17 protein-coding genes and 1 pseudogene are annotated in these 19348 nt (G+C 56.8%); 8 read left to right on the plus strand and 10 right to left on the minus strand.

The window, feature by feature from the left end; genetic code table 11:
* Positions 1-2 precede the first annotated feature (2 nt).
* The 7 genes and pseudogenes from ACYVHX_RS15195 to ACYVHX_RS15225 form a co-directional block, all read right to left on the minus strand.
* On the minus strand, positions 3-2339 hold the full coding sequence (locus ACYVHX_RS15195) for an ATP-binding cassette domain-containing protein (RefSeq protein WP_460672508.1): 2337 nt from the start codon (positions 2337-2339) through the stop codon (positions 3-5).
* A gap of 67 nt (positions 2340-2406) precedes the next feature.
* Positions 2407-3273: a macrolide hydrolase EstT gene (gene estT / locus ACYVHX_RS15200; protein ID WP_460672509.1), complete on the minus strand. Its 867-nt coding sequence runs from the start codon at positions 3271-3273 to the stop codon at positions 2407-2409.
* A 118-nt stretch (positions 3274-3391) separates the two neighbouring features.
* Complete coding sequence (locus ACYVHX_RS15205) at positions 3392-6022, minus strand: ABC transporter permease (RefSeq protein WP_460672510.1); 2631 nt, start codon at positions 6020-6022, stop codon at positions 3392-3394.
* Positions 6019-6354 carry a PadR family transcriptional regulator gene (locus tag ACYVHX_RS15210; RefSeq protein ID WP_460672511.1) on the minus strand — a complete coding sequence of 112 codons (336 nt, stop codon included), beginning with the start codon at positions 6352-6354 and terminating at the stop codon, positions 6019-6021. The genes ACYVHX_RS15205 and ACYVHX_RS15210 overlap by 4 nt, the downstream gene beginning before the upstream one ends.
* A gap of 130 nt (positions 6355-6484) precedes the next feature.
* Entirely contained in the window at positions 6485-7819 is a 1335-nt protein-coding gene (locus tag ACYVHX_RS15215; RefSeq protein ID WP_460672512.1) for an MFS transporter, read from the minus strand.
* Between the two features lie 228 nt (positions 7820-8047).
* Positions 8048-8509 (minus strand): alpha/beta fold hydrolase, encoded by a 462-nt coding sequence (locus ACYVHX_RS15220; RefSeq protein ID WP_460672513.1) that lies wholly within the window; start codon positions 8507-8509, stop codon positions 8048-8050.
* A 44-nt stretch (positions 8510-8553) separates the two neighbouring features.
* Positions 8554-8883, minus strand: a pseudogene (locus ACYVHX_RS15225) (alpha/beta fold hydrolase); the annotation flags it as partial.
* Positions 8884-9100: 217 nt separating this feature from the next.
* On the opposite strand from ACYVHX_RS15225, the gene ACYVHX_RS15230 reads away from it, so the two are divergent.
* From ACYVHX_RS15230 to ACYVHX_RS15240, 3 genes are all read left to right on the plus strand, one after another.
* Positions 9101-9493 (plus strand): DUF5991 domain-containing protein, encoded by a 393-nt coding sequence (locus ACYVHX_RS15230; RefSeq protein ID WP_460672514.1) that lies wholly within the window; start codon positions 9101-9103, stop codon positions 9491-9493.
* Between the two features lie 184 nt (positions 9494-9677).
* Positions 9678-10691, plus strand: a complete 1014-nt coding sequence (locus tag ACYVHX_RS15235) for a family 43 glycosylhydrolase (protein WP_460672515.1) — start codon at positions 9678-9680, stop codon at positions 10689-10691.
* Positions 10692-10743: 52 nt separating this feature from the next.
* The gene (locus ACYVHX_RS15240; protein WP_460672516.1) at positions 10744-12552 is read left to right on the plus strand and encodes a serine hydrolase domain-containing protein; all 1809 of its coding nucleotides are present in this window, start codon (positions 10744-10746) and stop codon (positions 12550-12552) included.
* Positions 12553-12622: 70 nt separating this feature from the next.
* On the opposite strand, the gene ACYVHX_RS15245 is transcribed toward ACYVHX_RS15240, so the two are convergent.
* On the minus strand, positions 12623-13225 hold the full coding sequence (locus tag ACYVHX_RS15245) for a 3-keto-disaccharide hydrolase (protein WP_460672517.1): 603 nt from the start codon (positions 13223-13225) through the stop codon (positions 12623-12625).
* A 185-nt stretch (positions 13226-13410) separates the two neighbouring features.
* Here ACYVHX_RS15245 and ACYVHX_RS15250 point away from each other — a divergent pair, with 185 nt between their 5' ends.
* From ACYVHX_RS15250 to ACYVHX_RS15260, 3 genes are all read left to right on the plus strand, one after another.
* Complete coding sequence (locus ACYVHX_RS15250; RefSeq protein ID WP_460672518.1) at positions 13411-14397, plus strand: fasciclin domain-containing protein; 987 nt, start codon at positions 13411-13413, stop codon at positions 14395-14397.
* Between the two features lie 9 nt (positions 14398-14406).
* Complete coding sequence (locus ACYVHX_RS15255; RefSeq protein WP_460672519.1) at positions 14407-15465, plus strand: MBL fold metallo-hydrolase; 1059 nt, start codon at positions 14407-14409, stop codon at positions 15463-15465.
* Positions 15466-15555: 90 nt separating this feature from the next.
* Positions 15556-16482 (plus strand): FKBP-type peptidyl-prolyl cis-trans isomerase, encoded by a 927-nt coding sequence (locus ACYVHX_RS15260; protein ID WP_460672520.1) that lies wholly within the window; start codon positions 15556-15558, stop codon positions 16480-16482.
* A gap of 136 nt (positions 16483-16618) precedes the next feature.
* Here ACYVHX_RS15260 and ACYVHX_RS15265 read toward each other — a convergent pair whose 3' ends face one another.
* Positions 16619-17422: a methyltransferase domain-containing protein gene (locus ACYVHX_RS15265; RefSeq protein WP_460672521.1), complete on the minus strand. Its 804-nt coding sequence runs from the start codon at positions 17420-17422 to the stop codon at positions 16619-16621.
* A gap of 121 nt (positions 17423-17543) precedes the next feature.
* Here ACYVHX_RS15265 and ACYVHX_RS15270 point away from each other — a divergent pair, with 121 nt between their 5' ends.
* Positions 17544-18023 carry a Cif family virulence factor gene (locus ACYVHX_RS15270; RefSeq protein WP_460672522.1) on the plus strand — a complete coding sequence of 160 codons (480 nt, stop codon included), beginning with the start codon at positions 17544-17546 and terminating at the stop codon, positions 18021-18023.
* A gap of 83 nt (positions 18024-18106) precedes the next feature.
* Positions 18107-18433, plus strand: a complete 327-nt coding sequence (gene trxA / locus ACYVHX_RS15275; protein WP_460672523.1) for a thioredoxin — start codon at positions 18107-18109, stop codon at positions 18431-18433.
* Here trxA and ACYVHX_RS15280 read toward each other — a convergent pair.
* Complete coding sequence (locus ACYVHX_RS15280; protein ID WP_460672524.1) at positions 18430-19290, minus strand: DMT family transporter; 861 nt, start codon at positions 19288-19290, stop codon at positions 18430-18432. The two genes, trxA and ACYVHX_RS15280, sit on opposite strands and share 4 nt — an antisense overlap.
* Between the last annotated feature and the right edge of the window lie 58 nt (positions 19291-19348).

Raw genomic sequence — 19348 nt, forward strand, 5'->3', positions numbered from 1 at the left:
CTTCAATCCACCAGGTAGCGGTTTAAGTAGGTGCCGGTTGCGGAGGTTTTGGTTTGGATCAGCTCGTCCGGTTTTCCTTCAAAAATCACCCTTCCGCCCGCATCGCCCGCTTCGGGTCCCATGTCAATGATCCAGTCGGCCTGGCTGATGACTTCCAGATTGTGTTCAATGACGATAACCGTGCTGCCCCGGTCGACGATACGGTTCAACAACTTCAAAAGCCGGTCCACATCGGACATGTGCAGGCCGGTGGTGGGTTCGTCGAAAATGTAAATCCGGCCTTCGTTTTCCAGTTCGACGGCCAGTTTCAGGCGCTGCCGTTCGCCCCCGGAAAACGTGTCAAGCGACTGGCCGAGCGTGACGTATTCCAACCCCACTTCGATCAGCCGGTCGAGCGACGGGCGAAGGTCTTTTTCAGCGAAAAAATCCCGCGCCTGCCGGACGCTCATTTGCAAAACCTCGTCGATCGATTTGCCGCGCAACTGGTAGACCAGCACCTGTTCCGTAAACCGGCGCCCGTTGCAGACTTCGCAGGTCGTGACCACACTATCCATAAACGCCAGGTCCAAATCAATTTCTCCCAGGCCGTTGCATTCCGGACACGCCCCTTCGGAATTGAAGCTAAACAGCGACGCTTTGACGCCGTTGGCGTCGGCAAACAACCGGCGAATGGAATCGAGCATCCCGGTAAACGTGGCCGCGTTGGAGCGCCGTGAGCCGTGAATGCCCTTCTGGTCAATCGAAATGATGTCGGGATAGGTTTCGGTCAGCACGCCATTGATCAGACTGCTTTTACCCGAACCGGCCACGCCCGTCACCACCGTCAACACGCCGGTCGGAATCGCGACGCTGACCCGCTTCAGGTTGTGCAGGCTGGCGTCTTTAACGCTCAAAAAACCGGTCGGCGTCCGGTACGTGGCTTTAAGCGTGTTCTTTTTCCGCAAAAACCGCCCCGTTAGCGTGTCGGTGCGGGACAGGTTTTCCAGCTTGCCCTGGTACATAATTTCACCGCCTTTTTCACCGGCCAGCGGCCCGACATCCACGACGTGGTCGGCAATGGCAATCACGTCCGGGTCGTGTTCGACCACCAGAATCGTGTTGCCTTTGTCGCGCAAACCGATAATCAGGTCATTCAGCCGCGACACGTCGCGCGGGTGCAGCCCCACGCTGGGTTCATCGAAAATGTACAGCATATCGACCAGACTGCTGCCCAGGTGGCGCACCATTTTGACCCGTTGCGATTCGCCCCCCGAAAGCGTGGCGGTTTCGCGGTCCAGACTCAAATACCCCAGGCCAATGAAAACCAGGTGGGCGAGTCGTTCGCTCACGGCGCTGACCACCGGGGCCGCCGATTTCGATTCGATGGTGCTGACGAATGCCAGCAGCGTGTCGGCCTGCAGGGCCGCGCAATCGGCAATGTTTTTCCCTTGGATGCGGGAATCGAGCGCTTTCTGGTTGAGCCGCGCGCCCCGGCAAAGCGGGCACACTTTTTGGGTAACGATCTGCTCGAACGCTTCCTTCCGCTCGCCTTTCATTCGGGCGGCATCTTTCTTCAGAAAAATGCGTTCAAATTTGGGAACCAGTCCTTCATACGCGGCATCGGCCACGCCCTCATTGTGGGCCATCAGCGGGTTATAGGCTTTGGTTTTGCGCCTGCCGCTGCTGTCGGTTGCTTTCGTCTGCGTATCGTCGCGGTAGAGCAGGGTCTGGCGTTCTTCCGCCGTGTAGTCCTTCAGTTTCTTGTTGTTGTCGAAAAAGCCCGAGCGGGTGAAGTATTTCCAGTACCAGGTGCCCGGAGCAAACGAAGGAAAGCGAAACGCGCCTTCGTTGAGCGATTTCGTTTCGTCAATCAGCTTTTTGACGTCGAGCGTCGTGGTCGTTCCGGTGCCGCCACATTCCGGACACATGCCGCGCGGGTCGTTGAACGAATACGCCGTTGACTCGCCCGCCGACGGCTGGCCCACGCGCGAAAACAGCAGGCGCAGCAGTGAATAGAGGTCGGTAATCGTCCCGACCGTCGAGCGCGAATTGCCGCCCAGCCGCTTCTGGTCCACCACAATAACCGGCGAGAGATTTTCCAGCCGTTCGGCTTCCGGCTGGCCGTAGTGGGGCAGGCGGTTTCGGACAAAGGTTGTGAACGTCTCGTTGAGTTGCCGCTGCGATTCGGCCGCAATCGTATCGAAGACCAGCGACGATTTTCCCGAACCCGAAACGCCGGTAAAAACCGTAATTACTTTTTTCGGAATGTCGAGCGAGACATTTTTCAGGTTGTTCTCCCGCGCTCCGACGATCCGGATAAAGGATTGCGACGATGGACGGTCCGCTTTTGCCTGTTTCATGAAGTGGGTCAGTTAGCGATTTCTGCCCGGTTTTCGATGCCGCCGGTTGACTGGCAAAAACCGGTTTTTACGGTTTTTCGCCTGGATTGATGGCGTTTGACACGTGATCGGCAATGGCGTCAATGATCGTATTCCAATCGGCTTCGTGCAGTTCGTGCCCCGTGCCTTCCAGCCGCAGGAGCGTTGAATTTTTCAAGTCCCGCAGCAGCACCCGGGTGTGCTGAAAAGGCCAGATCAGGTCGTCGGTTCCGTGGATGAGCAGCGTGGGCTGTTGGATGGCCCGGATGCGCCCGTAATAGGCTTCCCCGCCTTGCAGAGCTGCGTGATTGAACATGCTGCTGTAGTTGTTGGCGCGCCGAAACTCCGCCCGGATCTGGTCTTCGCTCCGTTTCCGGTTAAACGGTTTTTGCCCGCTCATCAGGGCCGCCCCCTCCACCATATACCGAACGACCGCTTCTTCGTCGGTCCAATCCACCGATTCGGCCCTGGCCTGAAACGTCACGATCCGCTGGTCCATTTCCGGAATATCCGGATCGGAATCACCCCAGGGGCCCGTTGCCAGGAGGGTCAGGGATGCAACGCGCTGCGGGTCTTTTAAAGCCGCGATCTGGGCAACCAGCCCGCCCAGCGACACGCCCACAAAATGGGCGCTGGTGCACTGGTAGCCGTCTAAAATAGCGATTGCATCATCGACCAGATCCACGATGTCGTAGGGGGTGGTGCCGGGCGGATAGGTCGTTGATTGGCCCACATCCCGGTTATCGTAGCGGATGACGAAAAAGCCTTTATCGGCTAAACGCTGGCAAAATTCTTCATCCCAGAAGAGCATGGACACCGTCGCGCCGGCCAGGAGCAGAATGACGGGCTGATCGGGTTGGCCAAAATGCTGGGTAGCTACCTGGATGTCCTGATGAATGATCTGTTTTTCACGCATAGCGGGTCAAGGAAAAGACGGTTTTTAATGAGTAATCACCCGGCCCGCCTTTTGTTTGTAACCCTGATACCGTTTTTCGGTTCGAAAGCGCTGAACAAAATTCGGCTTTCCCCGCACCTCACTCGCTTTTCAACACCCGGGCCGGATTGCTGCGGGCGGCTTTGGCGGTTTGCAGACTGATCATCAGCAGCGCCAGCACCATGACCAGGAAAGCGCCACCGAATAGTTCCGTCCACCCGATCGGCTGATGGTAGGCAAACTGCGTCAGAAGAATCCGGTCAAAGAACAGGTACGTTGCCGGCAGGGCGATGGCGGCCGCCAGCACCAGGAGCAGCAGAAACCCCCGGCAAAGAAAATAAATAAGCCCGGTTTCGCTGGCACCCAGCACTTTGCGGATGCTGATCTCCTTCCGTCTGGTTTCGGTCGTGAACACCACCATCCCGAACAAGCCCAGCGATGCAATGCAGATGGCTAGAACGGCAACAAAGCCGATCACCTTGACCATCACCGAAAACTGCTGGTAGGCTTCTTCGATCTGGTCATCGTAAAAACGGGCTTTCAGGGGATGTACCGGATCCACGTTTTTCCAGACCTGTTCAATCTTCCCCAGCGTGGCCCCGAGGTCGTTTGAAGCAATTTTGAGATTCAGATACCCCCAGGGCTCCTGCCGGGAATACCGGAGCATCACGGGTTCGATTTTGTGCTCCATCGTACCGTAATGAAAATCTTTCAACACCCCAATGATGGTCAGCTTTTTCCCGTCTACGGTTACAACCTGGCCCAGCGCTTTCCGGGCATCCTGACCGGCAATGTTGAACCGTTTCAGCACCTGCTGATTGACAATAATCTCACTTTCCTGACCCGGCTCCGGACGCAGCGTGAAGTTCGTTCCGGCCAGCAGGCGGTGCTGGTGGACGGGCAGGTAGTGTTCGTCCACTTTATTCTGCCAGACCAGGGCCGAATCGCCCGGCTGGTATTTCATCTGAAAACCGTAGAAGCTCCCCAGGCTGGTGATCATCATCGACTGCGCGATGTCCTTTACTTCGGGCAGTTCGCCCAGTTCCTTTTTCAGAACCGACGCATCCGTGCCGTGCAGTTTGATGTTGAGCACATTTTCGGTCGTGAAGCCCAGGTCAAAATTCAGAAAACCGGTGTACTGCCCATACCCCACGATGGTCGTGGCAATAAAGGTCAGCGAAAGGGTATACTGGATGACGATCAGTGCTTTGCGCAGTCCGATATGGCGGAACAGTTTCATTCCGCCGGTGTCTTTCATTACCGATACGGCGCTGATTCGCGAGAAAAACAAGGCCGGCAAAAAACCGGCGGCCAGACCGGTGAGCGTGGCCAGCACGACAAAATAAAGCACCGACCGGACCGACAGGTCGAGCGTAACCAGCCTGGAAATATCGGGCGAGAGCGCCAGAAATTCCCGCCGTAAAAACAGGAATAGACCGAAGGAAATCAGCAGCGCCAGCAGGGCGATCAGCACGGATTCGGCCATAAACTGACCCAGAATATGGCTGCGCCGGGCCCCGATGACCTTGCGGACTCCCACCTCGCGCGACCGGCGCAGCGAGCGGGCAATGGACAGGTTGGTGTAATTGAAACAGGCCGAAAGAATGACAACGAACGCCAAACCGCCCAACACCCACAGCAGGAGCGGGTCCGCCGTGGGGCCGATGTTGTTGGACCAGTCTTTTCCGAACGCAATGGCCTTGAGCGGTTGCAGCGAAACCGTTGCCTGCTGGCCTTCCAGGGCCTTGTTCTCTTCCGCACTGAATTGATCCAGAGCCGGTTGCAGGCCCGGGGCGGTTTTTCCTTCCGGCAACGTCAGGTACACGTAGTTTTGCCAGATGTTGTCCCAGTCGTAGAATGCCGGCTGGGTTTTTCCGTAGGTAGCGTCCACCGTAGCGAAGGAAATCAGCGCGTCGAACCGGAGGTGGGAAAGCGGGGGAACGTTCCGGGCAATGCCGGTTACCCGGTAGTCGAGCGTGTCGAAACGGACGGTTTGGCCCAGCGGGTCGGCGTCGGCAAACAGCTTCCGGGCGGTTTCTTCGGTGAGCACCAGCGAATAGGGCTCTTTCAGGGCCGTGCGGGGGTCGCCGGCCACGAGCGGAAAGGTAAAAACCGTAAAAAACGACTGGTCGGCCCACACGCCTTCGAGCGGGAAGGCGGTCGGTCCGATGTGGGCGTCGCCCGAAAAACCGGTCCGCAGGATCGTCACGTCCTCCACGCCCGGAATCGACGCCCGAACTTGCCGCCCGGCTTTAACGGATGTCGAAGCCAGTTTCATCACCGATCGGCCGTCGCTCTGGTGGTGCGTAACGACCCGGTAAATCCGGTTTTTCTTTTCGTGAAAATCGTCGTACGAGCGGAGGTCACTTAAAAGGGCAATCACCAGCAGTCCCACCGACATGCCCACCGCGAGGCCGGTGATGTTGATGAACGAAAATAATTTGTTCCGGACTAAGTTGCGTCTCGACGTTTTGAGGTAGCTGCCGATCATGATAAACTGGGCTAAAAAGGTCAGGAATTGGATGTTGCGAATGGTATAGGGGCGCAGGAACTTGAGAACGTCGATGACGTAAATCCAGCGGGCCCGCCGGGCGCCCTTTTGCCGGACGTTGCGAATGAAAAATTCATAAAGATCGCCCTCCAGATCTTCGGCCAGGCCGGGCCGGCAGTACCAGTGCAGAAAAGCGGTCGCCCACTGCGGGGGCGTAACGTCGCGTTCCGGTTTTTTCATAAAGAGCCTTCGAGGTTAAAACCGGGTATATTGCGCCAGATTGTATCACGCATTTCTTTGGCGCGCATCAAGGCCACTTTGCCGGCCTGACTTACTTCGTAAAACCGCTTGCGTTTTCCGCCCCGGGTGGCGCTGGCTTCGCCCAGGTAGCTCTTTGCCAGACCCTTTTCCTCCAGCCTCGAGAGCACGGCATGAACCACCCCCAGCTTGGCCGAGCGGCCGGTAAATCGCTCCAGTTCGTCACAGATGGCAACGCTGTAGGCGTCCCGGCCGAGTGCCGCCATCGTGAGCAGCACCAGTTCCTCAAATTCACCCAGATTGGCTCCCTTCATGGTTTTGTTCAGGCTATATTAATTCTCCAAATGTATGTAATATAAATCTATAAACTCATGCTTTGTATGTAAAATATTTATCCGGCGTCTTATCGCGATGCCGCAGACTGAGCCGCCTGATTCAGCAGGGTTACGGTTTTAATCCGGGCTGGGTTTCTTTGAAATGGAACGTCCGGTAACGCCGTAAAACCAGGATCACTCCGATCATGGCCAGGCCGGTTAGACCGCCCGCTACGAGGCCAATGGTGGGAGCCTGGACGTACGCCAACGCCTGACCGGCAACGTACGATCCGGCAATGTCCGACAAATTGACAAACGCCATATAGGTCGTGAATTGCGACCCTTCGACCCCCGGCCGACAAATGGACATGAGCAGAGGAATGGCCGCGACACTGATGCCGGGGTCCATGAAATACAGGGCCACCAATCCCGTCTGGGCAACGGTGCGGTCAGTCCAGGTCGCTTCCAGCGAATTGAAAACCAGTAGATAGGTCGCCACCAGCCCCAGCCCCAGAATCAACATACGCGGTGGGCCGATCCGGTCGGCCAGGTAGCCCCCGAAAAGGGCGGTGGTGGCGGCAACCACCATCCCGAACGTGCCCGTAAGCAGCGAAATCGACGTATCGGCCCAGCCCAGTTGTTGAATCAGGTGATAATTGTAGGACCGCAAAAACAAGCTTATGCTGACGTAGGCGGCTATTACCGAGCCGAATAACAGCAGGTTTCGGGTCGCGAAAATGCCTTTTCGCAATTCCGTAAACAACCATCGAAAGGTCGGATTCGGGCGGTTTTGCAGCGACGGAATTTCCCCGTCGGGGCCTCGCCGTTTCAGGAAAGGAAGAAACCGGTCGTCGGGGCGCTCCCGGATAAAGAACGTCAGCAGGGTCAGGGTGAACAGGCAGAGGCTTTGGGTGAGGGCTGCGTCGAAAAAACCGTGTTCGCGCAAAAGCTGCGAAAAAACCGCAGCGCCGACCCCGGTTCCGACCAGAAAACCCGCCCGCATGAAGGCGTTCACCCGGCCCCGTTCGTGCTGCGGAATAACCGTGATGGCCATGGCATCAACACTCGCATCCTGAACAGCGGCAAAAATACTGTGGACCAGAAACAGGACCACCAGCGTCGGCAGCTCTGTGATGGGATTGTGAACGAAAAGCATGGCCAGGGAAGCCAGCAGCGCCAGCAGCTGCGCGCCAATCACCCAGGGTTTTCGGCGCCCCATGGGTGACTTTTGGTAGCGGTCAATCAGCGGCCCCCAAACCCATTGAAACGCCCAGGGCAGTCCCACCACGGCCGCAAACGAACCGATGACGGACGGTTTGACCCCTTCGGCGGTTAAATAATTGGCTAGCGCAGTCAGCGAAAAACCGGCCGGAATGCCCTGCATCAGGTACAGATAAAAGAAAACAACATAACGCAGGGGGCGACTCTCAGACAGAACCAGAGGCCCAGGAAGCGTGACCGGCATACACAAAGGCGGTTTTACGGATGATGGAATGGCAGGTAGACCATTTGCTGAAGCAGAATGTTTTGCCACCAGCCTCCGCGCCGGCGTTTTGTTAGCATTTCCGCCCTTTTAGCGACCGACCGGCGTTTTTTTGCCAAAACCGGGTCGTATGGTGGACGAACAAGTCTCCGTTTGCGCCCCTCGTTCACCAGCCGAATCCCCAAAACCGGCTAGAGCCCGGAAGCAGGCTCAGGAAGCGGCTGGCCCAGGAGCCTGCAAAAAATCCGTCAGCTGGTCCACCAGCCAATCGGCCCGTTTTATTGGCAGGCTGTGATCGGAGCCGGGCAGGATGGCCAGTTTTGACTGCGGAATCAAGCGAAACAGCTCAACCGCGTGTTCGGGGCGAATCACGTCCGCATCCCCGATCATAGTCAGGGTGTGGGCCTGGATGCCTTGCAGTTCGGCGGCTTTCCAGCCCGGAAAAGCCAGCGCCATTTCAAAAACTTTTTTGACCATCCGGGGCCAGTCCTCCGGTCTGGGAGCGACCTTCTCGTACGACGCTTTCAACCGCCGGAAATCAGGATCGTCGGGGTTGACGGTTTTAAAACTTTCCAGCACCTCGGGTGCCAGCCCCTCGTTGTTGTAATTGGTGCCGACAACCACCAGCTTCCGCACCCGTTCGGGATGCCGGATGGCCACGCCCAGGCCCACATTCCCGCCGTCACTGTGTCCGAAAAAATCCGCCTGTCAATGCCGAGATGGCGCAGGAGAGCCGCCGTATCGTCGGCCATTTGCGGAAAGCTCATCGGGCGGTCGATGTCCGCCGTGTGCCCGTGCCCCTGTTGTTCGATGGCAATCACCTGCCACGATCGGGCCAGGGTCGGAAGCACGGCCCCGAAGGTAATCTCAATGTTGCAGACGCCCCCGTGCAGCAGCACCAGCGGCTGGCCGCTGCCGTGGATTTCGTAGTAGAGGTTCAGGCCATTGACCGCAAAATAACCGGTTTTTACCCCGTCCTTTGCTTCGGAGATAGCCCCCCGGTTTTTGGGCTGGTGGGTCGTTGCTTGACTGCCGTTCTCGGTCATGATTTTCGGAGTTAATGCAGGCTTACGGTTCTCGGTTATAAGTGCTTAGCGAACTCATTCCTGTGAAAAATAACCCGGTGCCATCCGGTTTTGTTTTGGGATGGTTCCAGAACGGCCCTGGCGCACGAAACCCTGCCGGTGCCGAAAAACCAAAACAAATTACCCCGTTCGGTAGTCAATGGAAGGGTGAGCAGTTCATTTACCTTTCCTGGCGGCTATGCACAAACGATCGGCTTTACTGGGTTTATGGGTTACGGTTTCCGTCCTTTTTAGTTTTCGGCAAACGGACAGTTGGCTCGGCAAATGGTCGGGCGAGCATCCGGAGGGCGTAACCTACACCATTCAGGTCCGGGACCAGTACCGCGGCATGAATCTGTGCGAAATTCAGGCTGAGGGAATTCAAACGTCCTACCGCCTGGAGTGCTGGGCAACGGGCAACGCCAGTACCCTGAAGGTCTACTACCGGTCCACGCTGGCGGGGGCCTTTTACGCGGGAAACCGGGTGAAACCGAATGAGCCCTTCGTTCTTCTGACGCGCGAAAAAGGCCAAACCAGCTGGCAGTGGCAGCAGATATTCGACGGAAAAATAGCCATTCGCAAACAACGCTGACCAAAACAAATAACGGCGCCTTTCAAAAAACCGCCCTCCCCGTCAGACAGCACCCGATCCACCAGCCGCTGTCCGTACCGGTCTCCTGGTTGAAAAACGCGGGTACGGTGGCCTGGTTCTGCAGGAGAAGTAATTCCAAAATCCGAAATTGTCCGTTACTTTGGCGAAACCGCTGAACGCTGCCATGAAACATTCCCCTTTTACGGGCCCGGTCGTCCTGATTCTGCTTTTGACCCTGAGCAGCGGCTGGCTGCGCCCGAATTTCGTTAACGAAAAAGAGCCCGGCAAGATGCTGTACGGCGACCGGGAACGGTTGGGTCGCCCGTATGCGAAAGATCCCCACGTCGTTAAATTCAAAGGGCGTTACCTGATGTATTTTTCCGTACCGGCCTACACCGACTCCAGTGGCGTCAAGCACGGCTGGGGCATTGGGGTGGCCGAAAGCCGCAACCTGATCGACTGGCGGAAAATTGCCGAAATTCCGCCCGCTGCCGACTACGAAAAAGCGGGCATCTGCGCGCCGGGGGCGTTGCTGAAAGACGGGAAAGTGCACCTGTTTTACCAGACGTACGGGGGCGGACCGAAGGACGCCATCTGCCACGCGTGGTCGGACGACGGCCTTCATTTTACGCGCAACGCCACCAACCCGGTTTTCCGCCCGACGGGTTCGTGGAACTGCGGCCGGGCCATCGACGCCGAAGTGTACCGGTTTAAAAATCAGTATTTTCTGTATTTCGCCACCCGCGATCCGGCCTACAAATACCAGCTTCTGGGCGTAGCCGTCACGCCCTTGAAAACCGCCTTCAACCGCGACGAATGGCAACAACTGTCCACCGACGGGCCGATTCTGAAACCGGAGCTCCCCTGGGAAGGCGAGTGCATCGAAGGCGCTTCGGTGATCGAACGAAACGGCGAACTGGTGATGTTTTACGCCGGAGCCTACAACAACTGGCCGCAACAGATTGGCATTGCCCACAGCAAAGACGGGCTGCACTGGGAACGGATGCAGTCGGAACCGTTTCTGAAAAACGGCGCTCCGGGCAGCTGGAACGCCAGCGAATCGGGGCATCCGCATATTTTTGAAGACGGTAACCGAAAAACGTATTTATTTTACCAGGGCAACAACGACAAAGGCCGCACCTGGCTATTGTCCAACGAAAAACTGAGCTGGAAAGGCACCCGCCCGGTTTTGCCGTAGCTGGAGGTTCTTATTTTTGAAAATACTATTTGGGCATTCACTGGCGCCCCGTATGAAAAATAGCTTGCTGATTTTTTTGATCTTCCTCGGTGGACGAATCGCCACCGCGCAACCGCAGTCTGCCCCACAAAACCGCCTGCTGGCTTGGAGAGAGGCCGTAAAGCACGTCACCCTGCTCAACAATTCGTCCGGCCTGATCCCGGTTAAAAACCTACCGGCGGCCCGCATTGCCAGCGTTCACTGCGGCTTCGGGCATCGGGCGGTTTTCGACAGCCTGGCCGCCAAATACGCCCCGATTACCGGTTTTTCCATCGCCCCGGCCTCCGCCGATTCGATCTGGCTGGCGCTGCGGGATCACCTCAAACTCTACACCCTGGTGCTGATCACGGTTTCGGATTCGTTCGCCTTGAGCCCCCATCTGTTCTCGTTCATCACGCAACTGCAAGCCACCCATCCGGTGGTGGTGGTCCTGAGCGGAACTGGAAAAAACCTGGCCCGGTTTGATGCCGTGCCGGCCCCCCTCATCTGGTACCCCACCAACACCGCCGAGGGAGCCTCGGCCGCAGCTCAGCTGGTTTTTGGTGGAATGGCCGCTACGCACCGCCTGGAAACCGCCTTTAGTCCGGTTTATCAGAAGGGCAGCGGCTACGCGACGGTCAAAACCCGGCTGGGCTACTCCCTGCCCGAAGCGGTTTCCATCGCCAGCCCCCGGCTGACTGCCATCGACTCGCTGGTTCAGGTGGCCATCGCGCAGCATGTAACCCCCGGAGCCGTGGTGCTGCTGGCCAAAGACGGGCAGGTGGTTTTCCACAAAGCGTACGGACATCACACCTACTCGGAACCGGAAAGGACGAAACCGGACGACATTTTCGACCTGGCTTCGATCACCAAAGTGAGCGCCACCACCCCGGCCATCATGCGCCTGCTGGACCAAAACCGCCTGCGGCTGACCGATCCCATCAGTACGTATGTTGCCCAGACCCGGCGGATTCCGGACAAAGCCACGATCACCATTCGGGAAGCGCTGCTGCACGAAGCGGGCTACACGCCCTACATCAAATTTTACGAACAACTGCGCCCGTTGGACCTGAGTGCCGACTCGTCGGCGGCATTTCCGACCCCCGTGGCCGACCGCTATTTTCTGCGGGCCCGTTATTTTGAGGAGGTGATGTGGCCCGTCACGCTGCGGTCGCCGGTCACGACGCGCGGCAAATACGTGTACAGCGACGTGAGCATGTACATGCTGAAGGAAGTCGTCGAAACGGTTTCCCACCAGAAGCTGAATGAGTTTGTGCTGAATGAATTTTACCGCCCGCTGGGGATGCAGGCCACCGGTTTTCTGCCCCGAACCCGGTTTTCGCGTTCGCGCATCGCGCCCACCACCGACAACGACAACTGGTTTCGGAACATGCGGGTGCAGGGTTACGTCAACGATCCGGGGGCCGCGATGGCCGGGGGGGTCGAAGGGCATGCCGGTCTGTTTGGGAACGCCAACGACCTGGCGATTCTTTACCAGCTTTATCTGAACAAAGGTACGTACGGCGGGCAGATGTTCTTCAAACCGGCCACGGTGGACCTGTTTACGGCCCGGCAATCGGAAGGAAGCGGCCGGGGCTACGGTTTTGACCGGACCAGGCTCTCTGGCGAAGTGACGAAGGCGTATGCTTCCGATCAGGCGTACGGCCATTCCGGTTACACGGGAACCTACGTCTGGGTCGATCCGAAGTACAACCTGGTGTACATCTGCCTGACCAACCGGGTCTATCCGGACGATTCCAAGACGTACGGAAAGCCCGTCATGAATCTGCGGGCCTTACTCCTGAATCACTTCTACGAAGCCGTTGTCCGAGGAAATGAATGATGAATGAGGAGTGATGAACGATGAATGGCTAATGCAACTCATCGTTCATCACTCCTCATTCATCATTCGCTTACAGCGTTTGCAGGACCAGGTTTTTCCAGCGCACCTTGATGCCGCCCCCGTCGTGGATTTGCAGCGCCACTCCGCCTTCGCCTTTGCCGATTTTTTCGTCTTTCAGGTCGACCATTTCCTTTCCGTTGAGCCAGGTCTGCACGCGGTCGCCCTCGGCCCGTATGCGCAGTTTGTTCCACTGCTCCGGTTTCAGAATGGTTTCTTTTTCGTCCGGAATCTGGATCAGCCAACCCCGGCCGTAGGATTCGTAAATACCGCCCGTATCGTGGTTCGGGGGGGCCACTTCGACCTGCCAGCCGCTTACTTTCGTGCCTTCGACCGTCGAACGGATAAAGACTCCGCTGTTGCCGTTGGCTTCCTGCTTGAATTCCACCGAAAGGTCAAAATTCTTGTAAGGCTTGTCGGTGGCTAAATACCCGTATCCTTTGTCCGGGCCGCTTTCACAGACCAGTTCGCCGTTCTCAACATACCACTTCTCCGTTCCGTAGATTTTCCAGCCCGTCAAGTCTTTTCCGTTGAAAAGTTTGACTTTTTTCGTCGGTGCCATAAAGCCAACGGCCACCACAAGCAGGAGAGCCAATACGAGCAATTTTTCTTTCATGGGTTATCAAAAAAGTAAGTTTAACAAAGGATTTAATAGTTTTGTAAAGTAGTTGGTGCCGGTTTGTTCCATTCAATAAACGCAATACCGGTTCGTTTTGAAAAGTACCGGCATAAAGATAGCAAGCCGGAACTTCTGTCCGCATGAATTGAGCCACTTAATCTTCAATCCTTGATTGCTTTTACATGAAAACAACGTACGTCCGCGCCTTCCGATTCCGCGCCCTGACCCTGCCGGTTTTGGCGTTTCTGTTAGCCTTCACAACGAGTTGTGACAAAGAAGACGATGATGCGTCCGCGCAGCCAAAAACCGCAGCCGACTACATCGTTGAAAACAGCGATTTCACCATTCTGGAAGCGGCCATCCGGCAGGCGGGTCAGTTCGATGCCTTCAAAAATCCGAATCTGACGGTTTTTGCCCCCAACGATGCGGCTTTTCGCGCTTCCGGCATTGCGGATGCCACGGCCCTGGCCACGCTCACGCAGCCGCAGTTGACGGCCATTCTGCAATACCACGTCCTGAAAGCGGCCGTTGCTTCGTCCGGTTTTCCGATGGAAACCAACAAACCCGTTCAGACGTCCTTGAGCATTAATAATCAGGCCATCGTAGCCTACGTCTCCAACGGTCCGGCCGGTCTTTTTATCAACGGTGCGAAGGTAATCACGCCCGACGTGCCGGCTGCCAACGGCATTATTCACGTCATTGACCGCATTCTGTTACCCCCGCCCTCGGGTGGTGGCGGAGGAGGGACACTAGTGGGCGTCGTTGCGGCCGACACCAGCCTGTCGCTGCTCGGAACCGTGGCGTTGCGCGTGGCAGCGGCCAGTCCCATGCTGGCCATCATCCTGTCCGGGACGGAGCCCTACACCACGTTTGCCCCCACGAACAATGCCTTCCGGGCTCTGAAACTCAGCACACCCGATACGATTAATAAGGTACCGGCGGCCACGCTGGCCACGATTCTGTCGAACCACGTGGTGGCGGGGCGGTTTTACGCCAACAACCTGACGACCGGCGATGTGACGGCCTACAGCAAGGCAAAACTGGCCATCAACGCGGGCAGTCCGGTTACGGTGAAAAGCACCGGCATCACCACCCCGGCTACGGTGACCAGCGCCAACCTAACGGCCACCAACGGTGTGGTCCATAAAATTGACAAGGTACTGCTGTAATCAGGTCGTATGCTCCCGAAACTTCTTCTGGGTCTTTTGATCGTCATCGTGGTGGCGACTGTCGTTATCCTGACGCTCGGGTATCTGATTTCGGCCCCGGCTTACCAGGGGCCGGTGACCGATCATTTCGACGGCAAGCAATTTCATAACTACAACGGGGCCGCAGCCCGGGGATTCGGAGAGGCCTTGAAGTGGATGCTCTCGGGTCGGGACAAAAAACCGTGGCCGCCTTTTCACGCGATTCCGCCCGGACCACCGCCCCCCGGGCGCATCGACAGTGCGCAGGTGCGGGTCACGTTTGTCAATCACTCAACGGTTCTGCTCCAGTTTGACGGGTTAAACGTGGTAACCGACCCGGTTTGGTACGACCGCACCAGCCCTTATCAGTGGATTGGACCGGAGCGAAACCGCCCGCCCGGCATCCGCTTTGACGATCTGCCGAAGATCGACATTCTGCTGCTCAGTCATAACCACTGGGATCACCTCGACATTGCCACCGTGCAGAAAATCTGCCAGCGCGACCAGCCGCGGGTCTATTGTCCGCTGGGCGTCAAGGTGTTTCTGGAAGAGCAGGGCTGCCAAAACGTGACCGAAATGGACTGGCACGGATCGCTGGCCTACAACGACCACACCACCATCCGCTGCGTTCCGGCGCAGCACTTTTCCGGACGCGGCATGTTCGACCGCGATGCCACGCTTTGGTGCGGTTTTATTGTGGATAGCCGGGTTGCCGGAAAATTGTACTTTGTCGGGGATACGGGCTACGGTTCCTTTTTCAAAACCATTGGAGAACAATACGGCCCCATGCGGCTTTCGCTGATTCCGATCGGGGCGTTTCGGCCCTCGTGGTTTATGTCGCCCATCCACTGTTCGCCCGCCGAAGCCGTTCAGATTCACGAAGATATCCGGTCGCAGCAATCCGTTGCGATTCATTACGGCACGTTTCCGCTGGCCGACGATGGCGAAACCGAACCGGTTGACGAATTGCGGAAAGCGCTCAAAAACAAGCCGCAGCTCGCCGAAAAATTTTGGGTATTACCGGAAGGCGAAGGCCGTTTAGTGCCGTAATTTTCGGACGGATTGCAACGCTTTCGCGAACGCCGGGGTCATTGATTTAGTTACTACTTTATCAATCCGTACATTCTTTTTATCGCGCGTATGAAGTCTAAACAGTTCAGTTTCCTTATTGCGTTGTTTCTGGTGGTGAGCCTGTCCTCTTGTATGAATAATTTCAACGACGAGAGCGCCGGCAAAGCCGCCCAGAACGACCAGCAGATTAAAGATTACCTCAACGCCAATCAATTACAAGGCCAGGTAACCGCCACCGCTTCGGGGTTGTACCACATCATTTCGCCCGCTCAGGTGGCCGCAACCGCTAAAACCCCCAAGGCGGGCGAAGAACTGGAATTTACCTACACGCTCTCGTATATCGATGCCAATAAGGCTATTCTGGTCGATAGCGCCAACAAAACCAAATCCGCTTACATTCCCTTTCTGCCCGGTGTTGTCATTGCCGGTTTGGAAGAAGGTTTTACTTTGATGAAAGAAGGCCAGCGGGGGCAGTTTTTCATTCCGTCGAACATCGGTTTCGGAGGTGACGACCGTGGCAAAAAGATGCCGACCTACGTTCCCGTTATCTTCGATGTGAAACTCATCCGCTCACGTTCGGAAGCGCAGCAGATTGAGGATTACGCAACGATCAAGAAACTGGGCACGCCGACGCTGGTAAATTCGGAAGTAGCGGGTGACACCAATAAAATCCGGGTCTACCCCATCAGCAAAGGAACCGGCCCGAAAGTTGTTTCGGGACAAACCGTAACGGTTGCCTACAGCGGTACCACGTTCCGGGCGCCCACGCCGTTTGACAAGAGTGATTCGTTAACGTTCAAAACCGGCTCCGGGCAATACATAGCCGGTTTCGATCGCGGTGTTGTTTCCCTGAATGTGGGCGACAAGGCGTGGCTGGTGTTTCCTTCCGCCATTGGGTACGGCTCCCAGGGCAGTTACGACCAGAACAAACAATATTACGTCGTGCCGCCTTACACGCCGTTGGCTTTTGAAGTAACCGTAAAATCGGCCAAGTAAGTTTTGGGGTTTCGGTATCCGGTTTTCAGTTTATGGTGGACTGATCGGGATTTGCGCGGCTCCGGCTGCCCGGTCCCGATCAGTTACCGCGACGGCCCACTGTAAACCGGATACCGAAAACCGGTTACCGTACACTTCACACCTTCCCCTCTACGGCCAGCAGATACAATTGCATGGATTCGCCGGTGGTGGCAATCCACTGATCATAGTCTTCGATCGCCCGGATGCGGTCCTCCTCCGAGATGTACCCGTCGTTAACCAGCTGCGGCCCCCGGAGTTCGGCTACCTCCGCCCAGATCCGGCTGGCGGTCGCAAAACCCGGTTCGCCCTTCCGGCAGATCTCAACCTGCGGTTCCACCGTCACATCTTCCAGGCCGTTGCGCTGCATGAGTCCGGCCAGATGATCGGCGATGGCGTTATCAAAACCGGCTTCCCGGCGCCAGGTCAGAAAGGCGTCGTAGAATTTCCGCATGCTCGCGGGCGGTGCGGGCGTCCACTCTACTTTTTCGTGATTGTAGTCGAGAATGGCCAGATAACCGCCCGGTTTGACCAGTTCCTTCATCCGCAGCAAGGCTTCTTCCGGCCGGTTCAGCCACTGCAGCACGCGGGCGCAGGTGACCAGATCAAACCGCTCGTCGGTCGCGAAGCGGTAGACATCCGCCTGCTGAAATTCGAGTTGCGGAAGCGCATCGGCCTGCTGCCGGGCCTGCGCAATCAGGGTTTCGCCGGGATCGATGCCCAGCACCCGTCCCTGTGGCCCCACCTGCTCGGCAATGCCGCGCGTGATGGCGCCCGATCCACACCCCACATCCAGCACCGAAAGGCCCGGTTTCAGGTGTTTCAGCAAATTGCGGTTGCTGTTCGCAACGGTTCTTCGTTCCAGAATCGGATTGGTCGCCGTGGGCATGGCCGCCCGGTTGGCTGCGGTTTCGTTTGACATAGCGCTCGAAAGTACGGAGAAGCGTTTAGTTCCGCCAATCGAACAGATAAAATACAAAATATTATTTGATTACTACAATAATTGTCCGTATCTTCAGGGTACACCATTCCCCGATACGATCATGAAAAAGCTTTTGATTTTATGCGTCGTGCTGGTTGGCCCCATTCTCCCCGGCTGGGGGCAGGATGATCAGACGGCCATCAAAAATGTGCTCTACAACGAAACGGTGGGTTTCTTTAAACGGGACAAGGCCAAGTGGGCGGATTGCTGGGCTCATACCCCGTACATTTCCTTTGCGGCCAATCTGTACGGTGGTGATTTTACGCTGATTAAAGGATGGACTAATATGGAGAAGCAGTTTCGAAACCAGTTCAAAGCCGGGCGGCCCGGCGACAAGGTAACGATAAAAAACTCCAATTATACGATTCATCAGAACGGTAACATGGCTTTTGTCTGGTACGACCAGACCCTGTTGGACAGCCACGGCAAAACCGACTCGAAGGAATCGCGCGTGGTGGAAAAGATTGACGGCAAATGGAGGATCATCCACGTCACGGCGCTCACCAACCTGAACCGGCTGACGGCGCAAGCGGGCCAGTAAACCCCTCCGATTGGCCCCGGAAAACTTCCGGACCTGTTGCGTTGTTATGGATTTACGGGTATGCTAACGGCCCGGCCTTTGCCATGAACAACGCAACAAACGAGACAAAAACCGAGTCTTTCCACGACATCATCCGGGGTGACAAGCCCGTACTGGTCGATTTTTACGCCGACTGGTGCGGGCCCTGTAAAGTGCTGGCTCCCACGCTGAAGCAACTCGCCGAACGAACCGGCGACAAACTCCGCATCATCAAGGTCGATGTCGACAAAAGCCGCTGGGCGTCCGGCACCTACCAGATCCAGAGCGTACCGACGATGATTCTGTTCCACAAAGGTAAAATCGTCTGGCGGCAATCGGGCGTTCTGCCGCTCCAGAAGCTGGAAGCGATGGTGCGCCAGGTGACGGGCTAAACGGAGCCGCCCGCCGGTCGGCGGAACGTGATGGCAATGCCCAAGAGAATGATGACGCCCCCCAGCACCATCTGGACGGTGATTTGTTCGTCGATGAGCAACCAGGCCAGCAAACCGGTCACCAGGGCCTGACTCAGCAAGCTCAGCGAAACCCGTTGGGCGTCGATGCGTTGCAGCGCGTGGCTGACCGAAAACCAGCCCAGAAGCTGGCAGACCAGCTTCTGGATCACCAGGGAGCCCCAGACCGGGGGCGCAAAACCCCACAACGGTTCGCCCAGCAGCAGGCAAACGGCCAGCAGGTACAGGCTGGAAACGGTCATGCTGCACACCATGAACAGCAGAATCGGGAGCTTTTTTAAAACCGTCCGGCTGCCTACGATGTAACCGGCGTAGAACAGACCCGACAGCACCGCCAGAAAGAAACTTTTGTCGAACCGCAGGTTGACCACGGTTTCGATTCCCATCAACAGCACCATTCCACCAAAAGCGATGAAAGCGCCCAGCCAGAAGAATTTCGTCGGTTTTTCGGTGGAAAACAGAAACGCGCCGATGCCCACCCAGATCGGCGACAGGTTGGTGAGCAGACTGGCCTGCGTTGCCGACGAATACTGGATGGAGAGGTTCCAGACGGCGATGTCCGACGCAAAAAAGATGCCGCAGACGGTGATCGGTTTCCAGAACCGCCAGGCAACCGCGTCCCATTTTTTACGAAGCACCACGTACGGCCAGATCAGGACGGCGGCAATGCTCATGCGGTAGAACGCATCACTGATCCCGGACAGCGGAGTCACTTTGACCAAAAGCGGGAAAACACTGATGCAAAAGATTCCGATGACTAGACTCAGGCGGGCCGGCATTACGGTTTTGTAAAAGGACGCGTACGAAGGCCAAAGGTACGCATCCGGTTCTGGTCTG

The sequence above is a fragment of the Larkinella ripae genome, from assembly GCF_054780775.1.